General features: G+C 36.5%; 21 protein-coding genes and 2 pseudogenes. 17 read left to right on the forward strand and 6 right to left on the reverse strand.

Features of this window, described 5'->3' with window-relative positions:
• Positions 1 to 100: 100 nt before the first annotated feature.
• The 4 genes from H6G44_RS13935 to H6G44_RS13950 all read right to left on the reverse strand — a co-directional run bounded on the left by H6G44_RS13935 (position 101) and on the right by H6G44_RS13950 (position 2,443).
• A complete protein-coding gene (locus H6G44_RS13935; RefSeq protein WP_190387299.1) occupies positions 101 to 370 on the reverse strand; it encodes a hypothetical protein in 270 nt (89 codons plus the stop codon).
• Between the two features lie 54 nt (positions 371 to 424).
• On the reverse strand, positions 425 to 688 hold the full coding sequence (locus H6G44_RS13940) for a type II toxin-antitoxin system HicB family antitoxin (RefSeq protein WP_190387298.1): 264 nt from the start codon (positions 686 to 688) through the stop codon (positions 425 to 427).
• Entirely contained in the window at positions 678 to 899 is a 222-nt protein-coding gene (locus tag H6G44_RS13945; protein ID WP_375379332.1) for a type II toxin-antitoxin system HicA family toxin, read from the reverse strand. The genes H6G44_RS13940 and H6G44_RS13945 overlap by 11 nt, the downstream gene beginning before the upstream one ends.
• Before the next feature lie 125 nt (positions 900 to 1,024).
• Positions 1,025 to 2,443, reverse strand: coding sequence for a site-specific integrase (locus tag H6G44_RS13950; RefSeq protein WP_190387297.1), 1,419 nt, complete (start codon positions 2,441 to 2,443; stop codon positions 1,025 to 1,027).
• Positions 2,444 to 2,560: 117 nt separating this feature from the next.
• Here H6G44_RS13950 and H6G44_RS20360 point away from each other — a divergent pair.
• From H6G44_RS20360 to H6G44_RS14035, 17 genes and pseudogenes are all read left to right on the forward strand, one after another.
• A pseudogene (locus H6G44_RS20360) lies at positions 2,561 to 2,704 on the forward strand (nitrogenase molybdenum-iron protein subunit alpha); the annotation flags it as partial.
• A 153-nt stretch (positions 2,705 to 2,857) separates the two neighbouring features.
• Positions 2,858 to 4,393: a nitrogenase molybdenum-iron protein subunit beta gene (nifK, locus tag H6G44_RS13960; protein ID WP_190387296.1), complete on the forward strand. Its 1,536-nt coding sequence runs from the start codon at positions 2,858 to 2,860 to the stop codon at positions 4,391 to 4,393.
• Between the two features lie 748 nt (positions 4,394 to 5,141).
• Positions 5,142 to 6,509: a nitrogenase iron-molybdenum cofactor biosynthesis protein NifE gene (nifE, locus tag H6G44_RS13965; RefSeq protein ID WP_190387295.1), complete on the forward strand. Its 1,368-nt coding sequence runs from the start codon at positions 5,142 to 5,144 to the stop codon at positions 6,507 to 6,509.
• Positions 6,510 to 6,687: 178 nt separating this feature from the next.
• Positions 6,688 to 8,016: a nitrogenase iron-molybdenum cofactor biosynthesis protein NifN gene (gene nifN / locus H6G44_RS13970; RefSeq protein ID WP_190387294.1), complete on the forward strand. Its 1,329-nt coding sequence runs from the start codon at positions 6,688 to 6,690 to the stop codon at positions 8,014 to 8,016.
• Between the two features lie 24 nt (positions 8,017 to 8,040).
• On the forward strand, positions 8,041 to 8,460 hold the full coding sequence (nifX, locus tag H6G44_RS13975) for a nitrogen fixation protein NifX (protein ID WP_190387293.1): 420 nt from the start codon (positions 8,041 to 8,043) through the stop codon (positions 8,458 to 8,460).
• A complete protein-coding gene (locus H6G44_RS13980) occupies positions 8,457 to 8,933 on the forward strand; it encodes a NifX-associated nitrogen fixation protein (protein ID WP_190387292.1) in 477 nt (158 codons plus the stop codon). Before nifX ends, H6G44_RS13980 begins: the two co-directional genes overlap by 4 nt.
• 145 nt (positions 8,934 to 9,078) lie before the next feature.
• Positions 9,079 to 9,279 (forward strand): CCE_0567 family metalloprotein, encoded by a 201-nt coding sequence (locus tag H6G44_RS13985; RefSeq protein ID WP_053540100.1) that lies wholly within the window; start codon positions 9,079 to 9,081, stop codon positions 9,277 to 9,279.
• Complete coding sequence (gene nifW, locus H6G44_RS13990; protein ID WP_190387291.1) at positions 9,276 to 9,593, forward strand: nitrogenase-stabilizing/protective protein NifW; 318 nt, start codon at positions 9,276 to 9,278, stop codon at positions 9,591 to 9,593. The genes H6G44_RS13985 and nifW overlap by 4 nt, the downstream gene beginning before the upstream one ends.
• Positions 9,594 to 9,603: 10 nt before the next feature.
• Entirely contained in the window at positions 9,604 to 10,386 is a 783-nt protein-coding gene (locus tag H6G44_RS13995; protein WP_190387290.1) for a HesA/MoeB/ThiF family protein, read from the forward strand.
• A gap of 62 nt (positions 10,387 to 10,448) precedes the next feature.
• Positions 10,449 to 10,826 carry an iron-sulfur cluster assembly accessory protein gene (locus H6G44_RS14000; RefSeq protein WP_190387289.1) on the forward strand — a complete coding sequence of 126 codons (378 nt, stop codon included), beginning with the start codon at positions 10,449 to 10,451 and terminating at the stop codon, positions 10,824 to 10,826.
• A gap of 106 nt (positions 10,827 to 10,932) precedes the next feature.
• Complete coding sequence (locus H6G44_RS14005) at positions 10,933 to 11,232, forward strand: 2Fe-2S iron-sulfur cluster-binding protein (protein WP_190387288.1); 300 nt, start codon at positions 10,933 to 10,935, stop codon at positions 11,230 to 11,232.
• 110 nt (positions 11,233 to 11,342) lie between these two features.
• Complete coding sequence (locus tag H6G44_RS14010; protein ID WP_190387287.1) at positions 11,343 to 11,594, forward strand: FeoA family protein; 252 nt, start codon at positions 11,343 to 11,345, stop codon at positions 11,592 to 11,594.
• Positions 11,595 to 11,737: 143 nt separating this feature from the next.
• Positions 11,738 to 11,968 (forward strand): DUF433 domain-containing protein, encoded by a 231-nt coding sequence (locus tag H6G44_RS14015; RefSeq protein WP_190387286.1) that lies wholly within the window; start codon positions 11,738 to 11,740, stop codon positions 11,966 to 11,968.
• 2 nt (positions 11,969 to 11,970) lie between these two features.
• A pseudogene (locus H6G44_RS20365) lies at positions 11,971 to 12,297 on the forward strand (DUF5615 family PIN-like protein).
• Positions 12,298 to 12,525: 228 nt separating this feature from the next.
• On the forward strand, positions 12,526 to 13,563 hold the full coding sequence (locus H6G44_RS14025) for a DNA-methyltransferase (RefSeq protein ID WP_190387285.1): 1,038 nt from the start codon (positions 12,526 to 12,528) through the stop codon (positions 13,561 to 13,563).
• A gap of 437 nt (positions 13,564 to 14,000) precedes the next feature.
• Positions 14,001 to 14,282: a hypothetical protein gene (locus tag H6G44_RS14030; RefSeq protein ID WP_190387284.1), complete on the forward strand. Its 282-nt coding sequence runs from the start codon at positions 14,001 to 14,003 to the stop codon at positions 14,280 to 14,282.
• 18 nt (positions 14,283 to 14,300) lie between these two features.
• Positions 14,301 to 14,675, forward strand: a complete 375-nt coding sequence (locus H6G44_RS14035; RefSeq protein WP_190387283.1) for a hypothetical protein — start codon at positions 14,301 to 14,303, stop codon at positions 14,673 to 14,675.
• Between the two features lie 26 nt (positions 14,676 to 14,701).
• Here the strand turns inward: H6G44_RS14035 and H6G44_RS14040 are convergent, their stop codons facing one another.
• Positions 14,702 to 15,175, reverse strand: coding sequence for a hydrogenase maturation protease (locus H6G44_RS14040; protein WP_190387282.1), 474 nt, complete (start codon positions 15,173 to 15,175; stop codon positions 14,702 to 14,704).
• A gap of 425 nt (positions 15,176 to 15,600) precedes the next feature.
• The gene (gene dnaK / locus H6G44_RS14045; RefSeq protein WP_190387305.1) at positions 15,601 to 17,523 is read right to left on the reverse strand and encodes a molecular chaperone DnaK; all 1,923 of its coding nucleotides are present in this window, start codon (positions 17,521 to 17,523) and stop codon (positions 15,601 to 15,603) included.
• Positions 17,524 to 17,597 lie beyond the last annotated feature (74 nt).

Below are 17,597 nucleotides of genomic sequence, written 5' to 3' on the forward strand. Positions count from 1 at the left end.
GGTTAATGCTATTACTGATGAAAATGCTCTCAATTGGTTTAATCATTGTGGATTGTTTTTTGACCCTATTTAGATAGCTATTCTTGTACTGGACTTGATATCAAACTGCTGTAATTTCCTCCCGTTCTTCAAAATTAAGCTGTTCTGGACCTTCAAGCGGCTCACCTTCCCAACTACCTATTACTTCTTCTAAAAACCTACGAGAATATCCTAATTCTTCCGGCGTTTTGGTTGCAGATTGTAATGATTTTTCTGCAATACGTTGAAATACAATTACTATTTCTAATTCTTCATTAGCAAATTCATCAGGAAGTTCAATTTTGAGAATTTTATCATTACCAATGTGCGTCTTAATCTTCATACTTTCCATAGACTGATCTCCTGGTTGATTATGTTGTCAGCGCATAAAATTTTTGATGGTTGTTCACGAATTAATGATAGAAATTAGTTTAGAAGGTAGAGGAATTTGTTTTTTACCACTACAATAAACAGTTTCTATCCATAACTCTCGCGCTTCATTAATATTTTCTATCGCTTCCTCTAAATTGTCTCCCTGACTCATACAACCTGGTAAGTCAGGAATAATTACTGTATATCCTCCGTCCTCTTCTGGATAAATAGACATGGGATATTTTAAAGACAGATAATATTCTGAAGATTGATGCTCAAGTTGAGAATTAGTTTTCATCTTGCCAATTTTCCAAGTCTAGTAATCTAATCGTTTCTTCAATATACGTTCGTTTAACTTTTTTACCCCCTTTTTTGGGAATAATAATCACTTCTCCTTGATCATTTTCAAAAGCGTGATGACTTCCCTTCGCTCTAATTTCCTGATATCCAAATGCTTCCAAAACATAACTAATTTCTTCAAATCTGGCTTCAGGAAAGAAAGAAGATATTTAATTAATTTACTTAGTTTACCCATTGACTAATCATAGCATTTTTTTGGCTAGGTGGTTGAGATAATTATTCATTGACCAGTTATACCACACTTTACAAAAATAATATTCTTGGTTAACCAAACTTAACTCCGTTTATAAACCATTTCCATTCTCAACTTCTCGACCTCAATCTTCAACCGTTCATTCTCCATTTTTAAACCGGTATTTTCATCCTTAATCAACTCTACCTCATTCCGTTTACTCAAAGCCTGATTAATTGCCAACTTCCGCATATCCAAAGAAAACCAACGTTGATAAGTTTTTGTATGAATCTGCACACTATGACCCAAATTATCCGCCGCAGCCTTAATAGGAACTCCCAAAATATGCGCTCGAATTGCCCAACCATGACGTAAATCATAGGGTTTAAAATCTAAACCAATTTTTCTAAACCACCAACTCACTCTTTGAATTAAAGCCGTGATTTCTGCATGATTATTTTGGTCTTTTTTACTAATTGCTATAGCCAACATTTCCAAATATTTAGGATTCCTTAAATCAAATTCATCAATCCATTCCTTATATAAAGGTAAAGCTTCCCTTTCACCAGTTTTACAATCTTTATCAACCCTCCAAGTTAAATCTGTATTCTCATCACTTAACCACCAATCAATATGAGGATTAACAAAAAGCTCACGGGGACGTAAACCAAAAACCGCTAACATTCCATAAATCCACCGCCAAAGTTGCCAGCTATCTTTCACATCTTGATTAACTTGTTTACCTCGATTATTTAGATATTCATCAAACTTGTAAAATCCCGTAACTATGCCCTTATCTGTAGGTACATTCCGAGAATTACTTTCAGGAACTTTAGAATAATTAGTTAAATTAATCTCAACTTTAAAAAGTTGGCAAAATACAGAAATAGCCCTCACCGCATTATATTTAGCCCATTCCTTATCTATCTTATTAATCGCATTAATCAAAACTTCCCCAATTGCCAAATCATCAGCATTTGTATAACGCTTAATGCGAGAAAAATAATAGAAAAAAGTATGTTCACTTTTAGTAGTGCGTTTATGGGTTTTAAAATATTCATCCTCAAACTTTTCTAATAACTCACCAATAGTTATTAACTCTTGTTTAATTGCTTCATTTCCTAAATATTTATCATTCCAAACAAAACTTTTTCTAGCAATTAACTTACCTAACTCATAAGCTTCTTCTTCCGCAGTTTTCAGTCCATCAAAGTTAGCAGGAATATTCAAAGTGATATTGTATTGTTTTCTTCCCGTTCCCCTGATATCCTCATCTCCTGGTTTAATAGGTAAAGTTGCCCGTAATTGCAGAGATCCATTTGATTCTCGAATTGTTACCCTCGTCTTTGCAGACTTTAACCGCAGATTTACCTGCTCTAATTCTAATAGTACCTTTGTTTTCATGTGTTCTCTTTGTTGTTGTGCTTGCAGACTTGAACCAAGAAAACTGCCATCGGTAGATGAAATAGGTTCTAAATCTGCAAAAGCTTCCTGATATTTGTCTTCACTCTGGTTATACATAGTTGTCTGTTTAGCCTATATTTAGACTAAAAATAAAGATGTTATTAGTAAACAATATCTACTTTAAGATTGCTTTCGGTAAACATTTTGCTATTTAAAAATATTAAACCATAAAAAGAATACTCCGGCCCTTATCACGGTTACGACGGATTCGCAATTTTCGCTCGTGACATGGATTTAGCTCTAAACAGCCCAACCTGGGGATTAATTGGCGCTCCCTGGAACAAAAAAGTTAAAGCTAAAGCTAAAGCTTCCGTCTAGGGAACAAAAATCTGGGGTAAAACCCCAGGAGAGTTGGAAATTCAAGATTCAAAATTAAAAATTCTCAGTTTTGAATTTTGCATTCTGAATCTTGAGTGATATTTCCGACTCTTTACCAAACGCAAACATCATACACCGCAGGAGATACAGAAAATGCCTCAGAATCCAGAAAAGATTCAGGATCACGTTGAGCTATTCCACCAACCAGAATATCAACAACTGTTTGAAAATAAGAAACAGTTTGAAAATGGCCACACCCCTGAAGAAGTACAACGGGTTTCCGAATGGACCAAAAGCTGGGAATACCGGGAAAAGAACTTTGAACGGACAGCTTTAACCGTTAACCCCGCTAAGGGTTGTCAACCTTTAGGCGCTATGTTTGCGGCCGTAGGTTTTGAAGGTACTCTTCCCTTCGTTCAAGGTTCTCAAGGTTGTGTAGCTTACTTCCGCACTCACTTAACCCGTCACTACAAAGAACCATTTGCTGGTGTTTCTTCTTCCATGACAGAAGACGCGGCTGTATTCGGTGGTTTGCAAAACATGATTGATGGTTTGGCTAACTCTTACAAACTATACAATCCTAAAATGATTGCTGTTTGTACCACCTGTATGGCAGAAGTTATCGGTGATGACTTACAATCATTCATTGGTAACGCTAAAGAAGCTGGTTCAGTTCCTCAAGATTTCCCAGTTCCTTTTGCTCACACTCCTAGCTTCGTTGGTTCTCACATCACTGGTTACGATAACATGATGAAGGGAATCCTTTCTACCTTAACCGCAGGTAAGAAGAAAGCCAAGAGCAACGGTAAAATCAACTTTATTCCTGGTTTTGATACCTACGTAGAAAACAACCGCGAAGTTAAGCGCATTGCTTCTTTGATGGGTATTGACTACACCTTATTATCTGACAACAGTGACTACGTTGATTCCCCTTGTGATGGTGAGTACAATATGTACCCAGGTGGTACTAAACTAGAAGACGCAGCAGACTCCATTAACGGTAAAGCTACTATTGCTCTTCAAGCTTACTCCACAACCAAGACCCGTGAATACATTGCTAAGGAATGGGGTCAAGACGTTTGTGTTTCTCGTCCTTGGGGTATCAAGGGAACTGATGAGTTCTTGATGAAACTCAGCGAAATGACTGGTAAAGCTATTCCTGAAGAGTTAGAAATCGAACGTGGTCGTGCAGTTGACGCAATGACTGATTCCCATGCTTGGTTACATGGTAAGCGTTTCGCTATCTACGGTGATCCTGACTTAGTTTACAGTGTAGTTGGTTTCATGTTGGAAATGGGTGCTGAACCAGTACACATCTTGGTTCACAACACCAATGAAGTTTTTGAGAAAGAATTGCAAGAACTTTTAGATTCTAGCACCTTCGGTAAATCCGCTAAAATCTGGGGTGGTAAAGACTTGTGGCACTTACGCTCCTTGTTATTTACCGAACCCGTAGATCTATTAATTGGTAACTCCTACGGTAAGTATTTATGGCGTGATTGTGGTGTACCTTTGGTGAGAATTGGTTATCCTATCATGGACCGTCACCACTACCACCGTTACGCAACTGTTGGTTATAAAGGTGTTATTAACCTGTTGAACTGGATTGTTAACACAGTCTTTGAAGAAATTGACCGTACTACCAATGTTGCTGGTAAGACCGATATTTCCTACGACTTAATTCGTTAAGAATGTCTGCAAGGATGGGATAAACCCCATTCTTTCATTTTCGGTTAAAAATAGGCAAAGGGGACGGTAATATAGGTAAATCACCTAAAATACCCTCCCCAGTCTCCAATTCCTAGCCGATACTCTTTGTTCCTTTTACCTACCTGACAGATCAATTTGGGAATAAGTTCCAAGAAAATTTATTTCCATACATTTGTTTTATTTTATACTTTATTGAAATCAAGCTGCGGAGAATAACACCTCCTGAATCATTAACCGCAGATTAACGCAACTAAATTATAGTACTTTCCGGTGTTATGAGGTACATATCTAGCGGGCAAGATGCCCGCACCACAAAAGTTTTATGATTCAATTTTGTACCTCATCAGTGCGGAAAACGCTGTATAGTAGGGTGTGTTAGCCTAACGCAATTTATAAACCAATATATAAGGTGCGTTACAGCTAATCATTAATTTCTCAAACTCCCAAATATTTTATAGTCGTAATACACCTTAATCTTTGCGGCTGAATGCTGGTAATGTTATGAAAATCCCACTCTAGAAAATACAGATAAATACATATCTTTTTTGCAGGTTTATCTGTGCAAATATTAAGTTAATCTCTTTTAGAGATCTTATAAAGTAGACGCAAAGGCACAAAACAAGAAATACATTAATTTAAACTGTAGTCTAAATATGTGAAATCCACTGTCATTTTGTGAAAGGAAAATTTGTAAAGTTAATAAATTCTATCTAACGGGAGAATAAAAATGAAAGTCAACCAAAGTAAAATTAATGAACTTCTGAGTGAATCAGGATGTGAACATAATCAAAAAAAACAGGGAGAAAAAAAGCATAAATCTTGTACACAACAAGCTCAACCAGGTGCGGCTCAAGGAGGTTGTGCTTTTGATGGTGCAATGATTGCTTTAGTACCAATTACTGATGCTGCTCATTTGGTACATGGTCCTATTGCTTGCGCTGGAAATTCCTGGGGAAGTCGTGGAAGTTTGTCTTCTGGTTCAATGCTTTATAAAACAGGTTTTACTACCGATGTTGGGGAAAATGATGTAATTTTTGGTGGTGAAAAAAAGCTTTATCAGGCGATTTTAGAAGTTAATCAAAATTACAAACCTGCAGCGATTTTTGTTTATGCTACCTGCGTTACAGCCCTAATTGGTGATGATATTGATGCAGTTTGTAAGGTAGCAGCGGAAAAAATTGCAACTCCTGTTATTCCTGTTATTGCTCCAGGATTTATTGGTAGTAAAAATTTAGGTAATCGTTTTGGTGGTGAAGCTTTACTAGAATATGTAGTAGGAACTGCTGAACCTGAATATACTACATCTTATGATATTAATTTAATAGGTGAGTACAATATTGCGGGGGAAATGTGGGGAGTTTTACCCTTATTTGAAAAGTTAGGAATTAGGGTTTTATCAAAAATTACAGGTGATGCTCGTTATCAAGAAGTACGTTATGCTCACCGGGCAAAATTAAATGTGATGATTTGCTCACGAGCGCTTTTAAATATGGCGCGAAAAATGGAAGAACGTTACGGGATTCCTTACATTGAAGAGTCATTTTATGGTATTAATGATATTAACCGTTGTTTGCGAACTGTGGCAGCTAAATTAGGTGATGCCGATTTACAGGAACGCACAGAAAAACTCATTGTTGAAGAAACTGCGGCCTTAGATATTGCACTTGCTCCCTATCGAGAAAAATTAAAAGGAAAACGCATTGTTCTCTATACTGGTGGTGTAAAAAGTTGGTCAATTATTTCCGCTGCGAAGGATTTGGGAATTGAAGTTGTGGCGACTAGCACGCGCAAAAGTACAGAAGAGGATAAGGCGAAAATCAAAAATTTATTGGGTAATGATGGTATTATGCTGGAGAAAGGAAACGCTTCCGAACTCCTGAAATTAATTGCAGAAACTAACGCAGATATGCTTATTGCTGGGGGTAGAAATCAATATACTGCTTTAAAAGCGAGAATTCCCTTTTTAGATATTAACCAAGAACGTCATCATCCCTATGCGGGTTATGTGGGTATGGTGGAAATGGCGCGAGAGTTGACTGAGGCTTTATATAGCCCCGTTTGGGAGCAAATTCGTAAGCCAGCCCCTTGGGAGTAAAAAGAGAGAAATATCTTGTTAATTATTGTGGGGTAGACATCCTATCTGCCCTTACCCTGGACGGGCTAGAAACCTGAATTATTGTGGGGTAGACATCCTGTCTGCCCTTACCCTGGACGGGCTAGAAGCCCATCCCACAAGATTTTTAGATGTTCTATAATTTATCAAAGATTCATTTATGGCGATCGCAATTGTTCCAGAAAAGTCTGTGACTGTCAACCCCCTCAAACAAAGTCAGGCTTTAGGTGCTTCTTTAGCTTTCTTGGGTTTAAAGGGAACTATGCCCTTATTTCATGGTTCTCAGGGTTGTACAGCCTTTGCAAAAGTAGTTTTAGTTCGACATTTTCGGGAAGCAATTCCCCTCGCTACTACCGCAATGACGGAAGTTACTACTATTTTAGGTGGTGAAGAAAATGTGGAACAAGCTATTCTCACTTTAGTAGAAAAGGTACAACCAGAAATTATTGGTTTGTGTACCACTGGGTTAACAGAAACTAGAGGTGATGATATAGAAATGTTCTTGAAAGATATTCGAGAACGTCACCCCGAACTTAATCATTTAGCCATTATTTTTGCTCCCACTCCTGATTTTAAAGGTGCATTACAAGACGGTTTTGCAGTCGCAGTAGAAAGTATTGTTAAAGAAATTCCCAAAGCAGGGGGAATTAAACCAGAACAAATCACAATTTTAACTGGTGCTGCTCTCACTCCTGGAGATGTTCAAGAAATTCGGGAAATAGTTACAGCTTTTGGACTAGAACCCATATTTGTTCCTGATTTAGGAGCTTCATTAGATGGACATTTAGAAGATGGTTATACTGCTATAACTGCTAGTGGAACAACTTTAAAAGAATTACGTTCTTTGGGTAGTTCAGCTTTTACCTTAGCATTAGGTGAAAGTATGCGCCAGGCGGCGAAAATTTTAGAAGAACGCTTCGGAACTAACTATCAAGTATTCAGAGATCTAATAGGATTAGAACCTGTAGATGAATTTCTGCAAAAATTATCTTTATTAAGTGGAAATCCCGTTCCTGAAAAATATCGTCGTCAACGTCGTCAATTGCAAGATGCAATGTTAGATACTCACTTTTATTTTAGTGCCAAAAGAGTATCTTTAGCTTTAGAACCAGATTTATTATGGTCTATAGTTGGATTTTTGCAATCAATGGGAGCAGAAATTCACAATGCTGTCACCACAACTCGTTCTCCCTTACTTCAAGAACTTCCTATTAAAAATGTCACCATTGGCGATTTAGAAGATTTTGAAAAATTGGCAATAGGTTCTGATTTATTAATTGGTAATTCTCATGTCAATACCATTTCTAAACGCCTTTCTATTCCCCTCTATCGTTTAGGTATTCCCATTTATGACCGATTAGGAAATGGTCTATTTACCAAAGTAGGATATCGCGGTACTATCGAACTTCTTTTTGGTATGGGAAACCTATTCATAGAACAAGAAGAATCATCAATGATGAACCAATGGTCATCAGTAATTAACAAATAACAACTGACAACCAACAAAGGACAAATGAAAGTGAAAATTGCTTTTACGACAACTGACCGAATTCATGTTAATGCTCACTTTGGTTGGGCCAAGGAAATTGATGTTTATGAAATTTCCGATAACGGCTATGAATTTATAGAAACTCTCAAATTTGAAGGTGATCTAAAAGAAGATGGTAATGAGGATAAAATTACCCCTAAACTTCAGGCTCTTAATGATTGTACTATTGTTTATGTTGTAGCTATTGGTGGTAGTGCAGCCGCTCGTTTAATTAAAAAGAATGTCACTCCAGTGAAGGCTAAATCTGAGGAGGAAAAGATTGAAGACATTCTCAACAAATTAGTCAAAACTCTTAAAGGTAATCCTCCACCTTGGTTACGGAAAGCTTTAGTACAGAAAAAACCTAGTTTTGCTGAAGAACTTGAAAACGAGAGAACAGTATGAGTACAAATAATGTGAATGGAACGGGTAACAATTCAGAGGTAGTTTTAACTCCTTTTCATAAATCATTAGTTCAACAAATCCGGGCGCAAGATAGCTATGGTTTTTACAGAAGTTGGAATGATGAATTAATCCTCAAACCCTATATTGTTACTAAAAAAAAGAAACGGGAAATTTCCGTAGAAGGTGAAATTGACCCCGCTACAATTTCTCGCATTAATGCCTTTTTTCGGGCGATAGCATCCAGTATTGAAAAGGAAACCGGACTCATTTCTAATGTAGTTGTTGAATTAGGACATGAGGGTTTTGGCTGGGCTTTAATATTTTCTGGACGCTTATTATTAGCTGTCAAAACTTTGCGTGATGCTCATCGTTTTGGTTTTGATTCTTTCGAGAAATTAGACGAAGAAGGCACAAAGTTTGTGGAAAAAGGCATTGATTTAGCCAAACGTTTTCCCGAAGTTGGCAATCTTTAATTAGTCAGTGGTCAGTGGTCAGTAGTTAGTAGTTAGTGGTTATTGATTAGTGGTTAGAGGAAACTTTCAAATTTGTTCTCTTCTATAGCAAATTACAACTGACAACTGACAAAGGACAACTGACCAATGACAAAGGACAAAAAATATGACAATTGAGGAAATCACAAACAAGATTAAAAAGCTAAATAGCAAAGCAGGTCAAATGAAAATGGACTTGCATGATTTAGCAGAAGGACTACCAACAGACTACCACAAACTGATGGATGTTGCTGCGGAAACTTACGAAATCTACTGTCAGTTAGATGGACTCAAGCAACAACTCAAAAAAATGGAGAATTCTAAATGATTACTAATATTGATGAATTCAAAAAACTCGTAGATGCAGAAGAATTTTTTATCTTTTTTAATCTGCCCTACGACCAAAAATTTGTAAATGTCAATCGTTTACATATTTTGAAAAAGTTTTCTCAGTTCATGAGTCAAATTGATGATACTTATCCTCAAATAAGTGATCAAGAAAGATTAGAGAAATATTGTATTGCTTTGCAACAAGCTTATCAGGTGTTTATAGAATCTACACCCCATGAACAAAAGCTGTTCAAGGTATTTAATGATAAGCCCAAAAATGTTGTCACCCTGACAGAAATCACCTCAGATTAGGAGTTAAAAAGTGATTAACCTAACGCCTACCGAATTGGAACGCTATAGTCGCCAAATGATGCTTCCTAATTTTGGCGAATTAGCTCAAAAGCGCCTAAAATCAGCGACTGTTTTAGTGTCGGGTGTGGGTGGATTAGGTGGTACGGCGGCGCTTTACCTAGCAGTAGCGGGTGTTGGGCGGCTCATCCTAGTCCGGGGTGGTGATTTGCGGCTGGATGATATGAATCGTCAGGTTTTGATGACTGATGACTGGGTGGGTAAACCCAGAGTATTTAAAGCCCAAGAAACCCTCAAAGCCATTAATCCTGATGTCCAAGTGGACGTGATTCACGATTACATTACCGCAGAAAATGTGGACTCTTTGGTACAGTCAGCGGATATGGCTTTGGATTGCGCTCATAATTTCACTGAACGCAATTTGTTAAATGCAGCCTGTGTGCGCTGGCGCAAGCCCATGGTAGAGGCGGCCATGGACGGAATGGAGGCTTACCTGACCACGATTATTCCCGGTGTCACCCCTTGTTTATCTTGTCTGTTTCCAGAAAAGCCGGATTGGGACCGACGCGGTTTTTCTGTTCTGGGGGCTGTTTCTGGGACTTTAGCCTGTTTGACGGCTTTGGAAGCGGTAAAACTGATTACTGGTTTTAGTCAACCGCTGTTATCAGAATTACTGACCATTGATTTAAACAGAATGGAATTTGCTAAACGTCGTTCTCACCGCGATCGCAATTGTCCAGTCTGCGGTAATACTGCTCCTTGGAGATATTCCCAATCTCAAGCCGCAACGGTGTAAGTTACCACTTTTATCAAAATCCACATCCAAATCAGAATATTCGCTACAGAATAGGACACAAAATGACTGTTACTTTAACAGAAAAGGCAGAATTTCGTCTCTGGGCATTTTTAAAGGGTTCTACAACCGACGAAACTAATAACGCGACAAAAGCTGTTCGCATCTCGGTTAAAGATGGTGGTTGTAGTGGCTATGAGTATGGCCTCGAAATTACTAGCAAGCCCCAACCTGATGATATCGTATCTCAACAAGGAAATGTGTTGATTTACGTTGATGCTAAAAGCGCCCCTTTATTAGCAGGTGTGGTAGTTGATTTTGTAGAGGGAGTTATGGACAGCGGTTTTAAGTTTTCCAACCCCAATGCAACTGATACCTGCGGTTGTGGTAAGTCTTTTAAAACCAATGATGGTACTCCCACTGGTGTACCTTGTGGACAATAGTTCAAAGTTCAAAAGTTAGATCCTTTATTTTGAATTTTGACTTCAGCTAGGGAAACTTAACTAACTCAAAAAACTCACTTCATTCACGTTTGAGGAGAATCGGAAAATGGCGACCTATCAAGTAAGATTGATCAACAAAAAAGAAGACATTGATACCACTGTTGAATGTGACGAAGACACTACAATTATAGATGCAGCCGAGGAAGCAGGTCTTGAATTACCTTTTTCCTGTAAATCTGGCGCTTGCTCTAGTTGTGTAGGTAAGATTGTTGAAGGTGAAATCAATCAAGATGATCAATCTTTTCTAGATGATGAGCAAATGGGCAAAGGATTTGCTTTATTATGTGTTAGCTATCCCCGTTCTAACTGCACAATCAAAACCCACCAAGAACCTTACCTTGCTTAATACAATATTTGTCGGGATTTAGAATTTCTAAGTTCTTTCACTTTGACAATGATGAAAGATGATAAACATCCTTCATCATTTCAATTTTCACTTTTTATTGTGATAATCCAATGTTTACCCCTTTTACAATTATGGGTTGTTCTTTAGAGTTACTAAAATCAGGAGAATTTGGCATAGTTACTTTTTGTCAAAGTCAGGACGAGACAATTAGAAAAAAGTTGATATCAATGGGAATTAAAACGGGAAATACCATTACCGTAGAACAGCAATTTCCTACTTTTATTATTAAATATTGTGGTTTATCTATGACTATAAATCGTCAAATAGCCCGGGCTATTTATGTGCGGGTGATTGATGAGTGAAAATGGTGATTATTAATTTTTGTTTAAATTGTGGTTTTTACAACCAAAGTCCTGTATAGTATTTAATATAGAGTTTAAATTTATAGACTTAAACCTAAAGCAAAAGATGTTAAAATACTATAAAGTTAGAGAGGTGAAATAATATGAGCTATCAAGATATTATTACCATTGAGCCAGATAAGCGGGGTGGTAAACCTTGTATTCGCCGGATGAGAATCACAGTTTATGATATTTTAGGTTGGTTAGCATCTGGTATGTCTTATCCAGAGATATTAGAGGATTTTCCCGAATTAACAGAAGGCGATATTAGAGCTTGTCTAGAATTTGCTGCTGACCGTGAACATCGTTTAGTTGCTGTGATAGGTGCTGTTTGAAATTGATTTTTGACCAAAATTTAAGTCGTAAATTAGTAACTCAATTAGCAGATATTTTCCCTGATTCTAGTCATGTTTAGCTTCATGATTTAGCAGAAAAAACTGATACTGAAATTTGGAAATTTGCTAAGATCAATGATTTTTGTATCGTTACTCAAGATGTAGATTTTGCAGAGAGAAGCCGTTTGTATGGTTCTCCACCTAAAGTTATATGGTTACGCTGTGGAAATGCACCAACACAAGTAGTTGAATCTCTACTGCGTTCTGGGGTGGTAGTAATTCAAAAATTGTTTGATAATCCCAATTTGGATTGTTTAGAATTGTATTAGTAAAAATTTGGTATTGATAGTAAAGTATTGATAGTAAATAGTGGGTTACGGCCTATGAAGATAGAAGAAATTATTTTTTTTGCAGAAGAAGATCAAGAAGAATAGTGAACATCATCCTGACTCTAAATCAAAGGTTAAATTTTATTAAATTTGTAAGTTCAAAAACAAAAATGCTGTATGATAGTTGGGAAATCACAATTTAATTAATATAATTAATAATTAAATTATATGAAAGTACAACAACAAATATTAGACTTTAGAAATAAAATTCTTCTGGGTGACAATCTATCTATTCTCAAACAAGTAGAAAGTGATACTTTTGATTTAATCATCACTTCACCCCCATATTTTCAGCAACGTGATTATGGAAATGGTAATTTAGGTATAGGGAATGAAACAACTGAAGCAGAATATTTAGAAAATATCTTAACTGTATTTGGGGAATGTGTGCGCGTTTTGAAAAAAACAGGAGCAATAGTTTTTAATTTGGGAGATAAATATATTAACGGTGGTTTATCTCTAATTCCTTATAAATTTGCCATTCAAGCTACCCAAAATCAAAATATTTTTCTGATTAATCAAATTACATGGTCAAAACTAAATCCTACACCACGTCAAGATAAAAGAAAATTAATACAAGCTACAGAACCTTTTTTCATATTTGCTAAATCAAAAGATTATTACTTTAATTTAGATAATTATTTACAACATTTAGATACCTTTAATAAAAGTATTAAAGGTAAACCATCTGATAAATTAGGTAAAAAATATCTGGAATTAATTAAAAATTCTGATTTAAGCGAAGCACAAAAAAATCATGCTATTAAAGAATTAAATCAAGCTATTTTAGCAGTACATAATGGAGAAATTGAAGGATTTAGAATGAAAATTCATGGCATACATAAATTAGCCTATGGTGGACAAGAAGGAGGGAGAAATAACCAAATTAAGAATCATGGTTTTACTATTATTAGAATTTTAGGAAACACTATGAAAAAAGACATCATTGAAAGTCCGGTAGAAATTACTAAAAATAATCATCATCCAGCAGTTTATCCTTTATATATTATTCAGGAACTTATTAAATTATTAACTAAAGAAGATGATTTTATTCTTGATCCTTTTTGTGGTAGTGGGACTAGTTGTGTAGCAGCTAGAAATTTAAATAGAAACTATTTAGGAATTGAAATTAATCCCGATTATGTAAATTTAGCTAATAATCGTATGGAAGAACCTGATTCTCAACAACAGGAATTATTTATATGAAAGAGAAATAGAAATATGCAGAAGTGTTGAATGTTAAGATTTTGAGGATTGTGTCCAAGTTGTGCATTGGTATTGGTGATACCAAATTTGATCAATTAATGACTCTATTCTCAATAGACAATGGATTTTACCTGGGTAAAACACAAAGATTGTAAAGTTTTATTGCAGGATTCAACACTTGTGAGAAATATGATATTAGATATAGTAAAAAAATCTGCCAATACAACAATAGAAAGATATTATATTCTGACCACATATAAAATTAGAAATTATTGCTAACGGTATTGTGAATACTTTAAAATATTACTTGCGTTGTTAAAGCATCTTTCAAATCTTGTTATATAATTATATTTATCATAGATGTTGAAGCTAAGAGTAATTCTAAAACCTAGTACAGCATTATCGTCAAAAAGCTTGCTCAACATTACTTTTGACTTTTGACTTCCACCTTGCGGTACTACCCGCAAAGGCTAGAACATCCTCAATTTAATCTTGACCGAGAACGGTTGTTAGAGAGCGTTGGGAATAAGCGTTCTATTAGGCGTTTTCACAAGCAGTCTATTATGCAATTAACCGGATTTGTTAAACAGAGACTGTATTTATTTAGCAAGTATTGGGGAATAGATTGTAGTGGTATTGGTGCTTTTTATAATGATAAAACCCAAGCCTTTCTAGAAACCAATAAGCACGTATTGCACGCAATGGCAACTGGTAAATAAATAGGAAAATAACGGGAAATGACGAACAAAGAATCTCAATTCCATGCTGATGATAAGCACCCTATACAGCCAACATCAGCAGATATTATGCTTAGGCAACAATTGGAACATTCAATTAGTAAATACTTTTATGAAGGATGCGATCGCATTATTCATAATTTATTGTCTAATTGTCGTTGGTATGCCACAACTCATGCCAGTATTTTAACTTTAGTAATTGAATGTCCTGACCAAGTTACTAACTGGAAAATTTTGCAACAAATTGTTCCTATGGCCAATGTTCTTTCTGGCATTGTTAGCAGTGCTAAAATTCGTATTTGTCCTCCCGATCATCAAACTGTACCTTTTGAAATGCGGGTAGATGAGTTACCAATTTATCGTGATTGGATCTGATATAATTTGGGATTTGAGACTTTTGATTAAGCCATTAAATTCTCTTCAATAACTGTAATTAGTTCGGCAAAAACTAAATCAGCAGAACGTTGAACTATAGGACTTAATTCCAGCCCCAAATCCAGATTTGCAGCTTCAATTAAATAAACTGTCACCTCTTCGGGAAAATCATCTAAAAAGATTTTTCTCCCAGCAGCCAAGGCATGATCCCAACGCAAATCATGTAAGTTGTAACTAGGTTCGGGCAGCGCTTCTAATTCCTTCCCTGGGACTTTAAATATAGCACCTGCTTCTGAACCTGTGCAACTAGCATCAAGAATAATTAATTTTTCACTTCCTCTCGCTTGAAATATCACCTCCATTCCGGCAGTTCCACAATCAAAAACACGGATTTTGGGGTGCGGATTTTGAGCGAGATATTGCTGTAAACGTTGGGCAATAATTACACCGACACCATCATCATTCCGATTCAGATTACCACAACCAATGATAGTTAGCATGGGATATTTATAATAACATGAATATTATTAATATTCCACAAAAAATTAGGTTCTGCGGTAGTTGTTATGCTAAATCGAGAAATTAAAAGTTCCCTTGTCATAACGACAATTTTTAAGGCTAACTTACTTAACTTATTGAACCATGCCATATAACTCATTCTTGGGAAAAAGTTTAGGAAGAAAATACGGCGTTTTCCGCACTGAAGAGGTGCAAAATTGAATCATGAAACTATTGTAATACGGGCATCTTGCCGGCTAGATATGTACCTCATAACATTGAATCATGAAACTCTTGTGGTGCGGGCATCTTGCCCGCTAGATACGTACCTCATAACACAGAAAGGCGCTGTATCTAAAAATTCTAAAAAACTTTGTTCCGTGGCAGATACATAATATTATTTGACTATTTCCTTTTCTAAGTAATTTTATTCATCTGAATCAACCTGTAATTCTGGTATTTTTGTATTGTTTAACAGGGGATTATATTCTTCAGTTACGCTTAATTTTACTACATCTCCTGACTTTACATCCTCTTGATTAGCATGGTTATAAACCTCTGTTCCAATAGCAAAGATAGCTTGTTGGAAATCGTCTAAAAGGGTTTTAAATTTCGGTACAGATATATTCGGATTCCTCATTGCCATTTGCAGTTCTTCAACCTTCTGATTAGCCAAATTTATCAACTGCTCATTAACTAAATTGGGATTATCCTGTACTGTCGAATTGTAACTGGACAAAAGATTATTAGCTTGGTTTGTGAGTTCCACCAGTTCTTTGCGTCTTTGATCATCTTCGGAAAATGCCTCAGCTTGTTTCCGCATTTTCTCAATTTCGCTGCTACTTAAACCGCCTGTACTTGTAATACGAATACTTTGTTCTCTACCAGTACCCTTATCTTGAGCCGCAACCCTGAGAATGCCATTAACATCAATGTCAAAAGCCACTTCAATTTGTGGAATACCACGAGGAGCAGGAGGAATACCATTGAGCAAGAACTTACCCAAACTTTTATTATCTTTGGCCATTGCCCTTTCCCCTTGCAGAACATGAACTTCCACAGAGGTTTGACCATCAACCGCTGTAGAAAATATTTGGGATTTACTAGTAGGAATTGTGGTATTACGATCAATAATTTTTGTAAATACCTCTCCTAGTGTTTCAATCCCTAAAGATAGAGGTGTGACATCTAACAACAACAAGGTATCTATTTCCCCCCCCAAAACACCAGCTTGGATAGCTGCACCTAAGGCTACAGCTTCATCAGGGTTAATAGAATGATCTGGAGCTTTACCATTGAAAAATTTGATTATGGCGTTTTGAATAGCGGGAATACGAGTAGAACCTCCGACTAAAATAATCCGGTCTATATTTTGAGGTTTGAGTTCCGCATCTTTGAGAGCTTGTACCATTGGGGCGATAGTACCCGCAATTAAATTTTCTGCCAGGTTTTCAAACTGAGAACGACTGAGTTCCATTTCCAAATGCTTTGGTCCTGTGGAATCAGCAGTGATAAATGGTAGGTTAATAGAAGTGGCCATCATACTAGATAATTCAACTTTGGCTTTTTCCGCTGCTTCCCGCAAACGTTGGAGCGCGATTTTGTCTTTGGTAATATCTATTTTCTCTTCTGCTAAAAACTGCTCTATCATCCAAGAAACAATGGCATTATCAAAATCGTCTCCACCAAGATGATTATTACCACTAGTAGCTTTAACTTCAAAAACTCCATCTCCCAGTTGGAGAATAGATACGTCAAATGTCCCTCCTCCTAAGTCAAATACTAAGATTAATTGTTCTTGATCTTGTTTGTCTAAACCGAAAGCTAGGGCAGCAGCAGTAGGCTCATTAATAATTCTTAATACTTCCAAGCCAGCAATAGTCCCTGCATCTTTTGTAGCTTGTCTTTGAGCATCTGTAAAATATGCTGGTACAGTAATAACTACCTTTGTAACCTTAGCACCTAAGTAATTTTCCGCGTCTTGCTTGAGTTTTTTCAAAACCATGGCGGATATTTCTTGGGGTGTGTAGTTTTGTCCGCGAATTTGTACATCAACGGTATCATCTCTACCTTTGGTACAATTATATGGGACACGACTACGCTCCAATTCTGTATCTTCCCAACGACGACCAATGAACCTTTTAATACTGTAGACCGTGTTTTCCGCATTGGTTACAGTCTGGCGCTTTGCTAGTTGTCCAATTAAGCGATCATTAACCTTACCAAAGGCTACAATACTAGGGGTAGTCCGTCCACCCTCCGAGTTAGCGATTACTTTTGGTTGTCCAGCTTCCAAAACAGCCAGACAACTATTAGTAGTACCTAGATCAATGCCGATAACTTTTTCCATATTCAAAGTATTTTTAGTTAAATATTCTAACGTAATCATGCAAATCAATTAATGAATTTGATGATTCCGTACCT

Source organism: Aphanizomenon flos-aquae FACHB-1287 (assembly GCF_014698755.1).
GTDB lineage: Bacteria > Cyanobacteriota > Cyanobacteriia > Cyanobacteriales > Nostocaceae > Dolichospermum > Dolichospermum flosaquae.

Excerpts from the sequence above, each read along its gene's own strand:
- H6G44_RS13935 (WP_190387299.1), bottom strand. The coding sequence starts at position 370 with ATGGAAAGTATGAAGATTAAGACGCACATTGGTAATGATAAAATTCTC.
- H6G44_RS13940 (WP_190387298.1), bottom strand. The coding sequence starts at position 688 with ATGAAAACTAATTCTCAACTTGAGCATCAATCTTCAGAATATTATCTG.
- H6G44_RS13950 (WP_190387297.1), bottom strand. The coding sequence starts at position 2,443 with ATGTATAACCAGAGTGAAGACAAATATCAGGAAGCTTTTGCAGATTTA.
- nifK (WP_190387296.1), top strand. The coding sequence starts at position 2,858 with ATGCCTCAGAATCCAGAAAAGATTCAGGATCACGTTGAGCTATTCCAC.
- nifE (WP_190387295.1), top strand. The coding sequence starts at position 5,142 with ATGAAAGTCAACCAAAGTAAAATTAATGAACTTCTGAGTGAATCAGGA.
- nifN (WP_190387294.1), top strand. The coding sequence starts at position 6,688 with ATGGCGATCGCAATTGTTCCAGAAAAGTCTGTGACTGTCAACCCCCTC.
- nifX (WP_190387293.1), top strand. The coding sequence starts at position 8,041 with ATGAAAGTGAAAATTGCTTTTACGACAACTGACCGAATTCATGTTAAT.
- H6G44_RS13980 (WP_190387292.1), top strand. The coding sequence starts at position 8,457 with ATGAGTACAAATAATGTGAATGGAACGGGTAACAATTCAGAGGTAGTT.
- H6G44_RS13985 (WP_053540100.1), top strand. The coding sequence starts at position 9,079 with ATGACAATTGAGGAAATCACAAACAAGATTAAAAAGCTAAATAGCAAA.
- nifW (WP_190387291.1), top strand. The coding sequence starts at position 9,276 with ATGATTACTAATATTGATGAATTCAAAAAACTCGTAGATGCAGAAGAA.
- H6G44_RS14000 (WP_190387289.1), top strand. The coding sequence starts at position 10,449 with ATGACTGTTACTTTAACAGAAAAGGCAGAATTTCGTCTCTGGGCATTT.
- H6G44_RS14005 (WP_190387288.1), top strand. The coding sequence starts at position 10,933 with ATGGCGACCTATCAAGTAAGATTGATCAACAAAAAAGAAGACATTGAT.
- H6G44_RS14010 (WP_190387287.1), top strand. The coding sequence starts at position 11,343 with ATGTTTACCCCTTTTACAATTATGGGTTGTTCTTTAGAGTTACTAAAA.
- H6G44_RS14015 (WP_190387286.1), top strand. The coding sequence starts at position 11,738 with ATGAGCTATCAAGATATTATTACCATTGAGCCAGATAAGCGGGGTGGT.
- H6G44_RS14025 (WP_190387285.1), top strand. The coding sequence starts at position 12,526 with ATGAAAGTACAACAACAAATATTAGACTTTAGAAATAAAATTCTTCTG.
- H6G44_RS14035 (WP_190387283.1), top strand. The coding sequence starts at position 14,301 with ATGACGAACAAAGAATCTCAATTCCATGCTGATGATAAGCACCCTATA.
- H6G44_RS14040 (WP_190387282.1), bottom strand. The coding sequence starts at position 15,175 with ATGCTAACTATCATTGGTTGTGGTAATCTGAATCGGAATGATGATGGT.
- dnaK (WP_190387305.1), bottom strand. The coding sequence starts at position 17,523 with ATGGAAAAAGTTATCGGCATTGATCTAGGTACTACTAATAGTTGTCTG.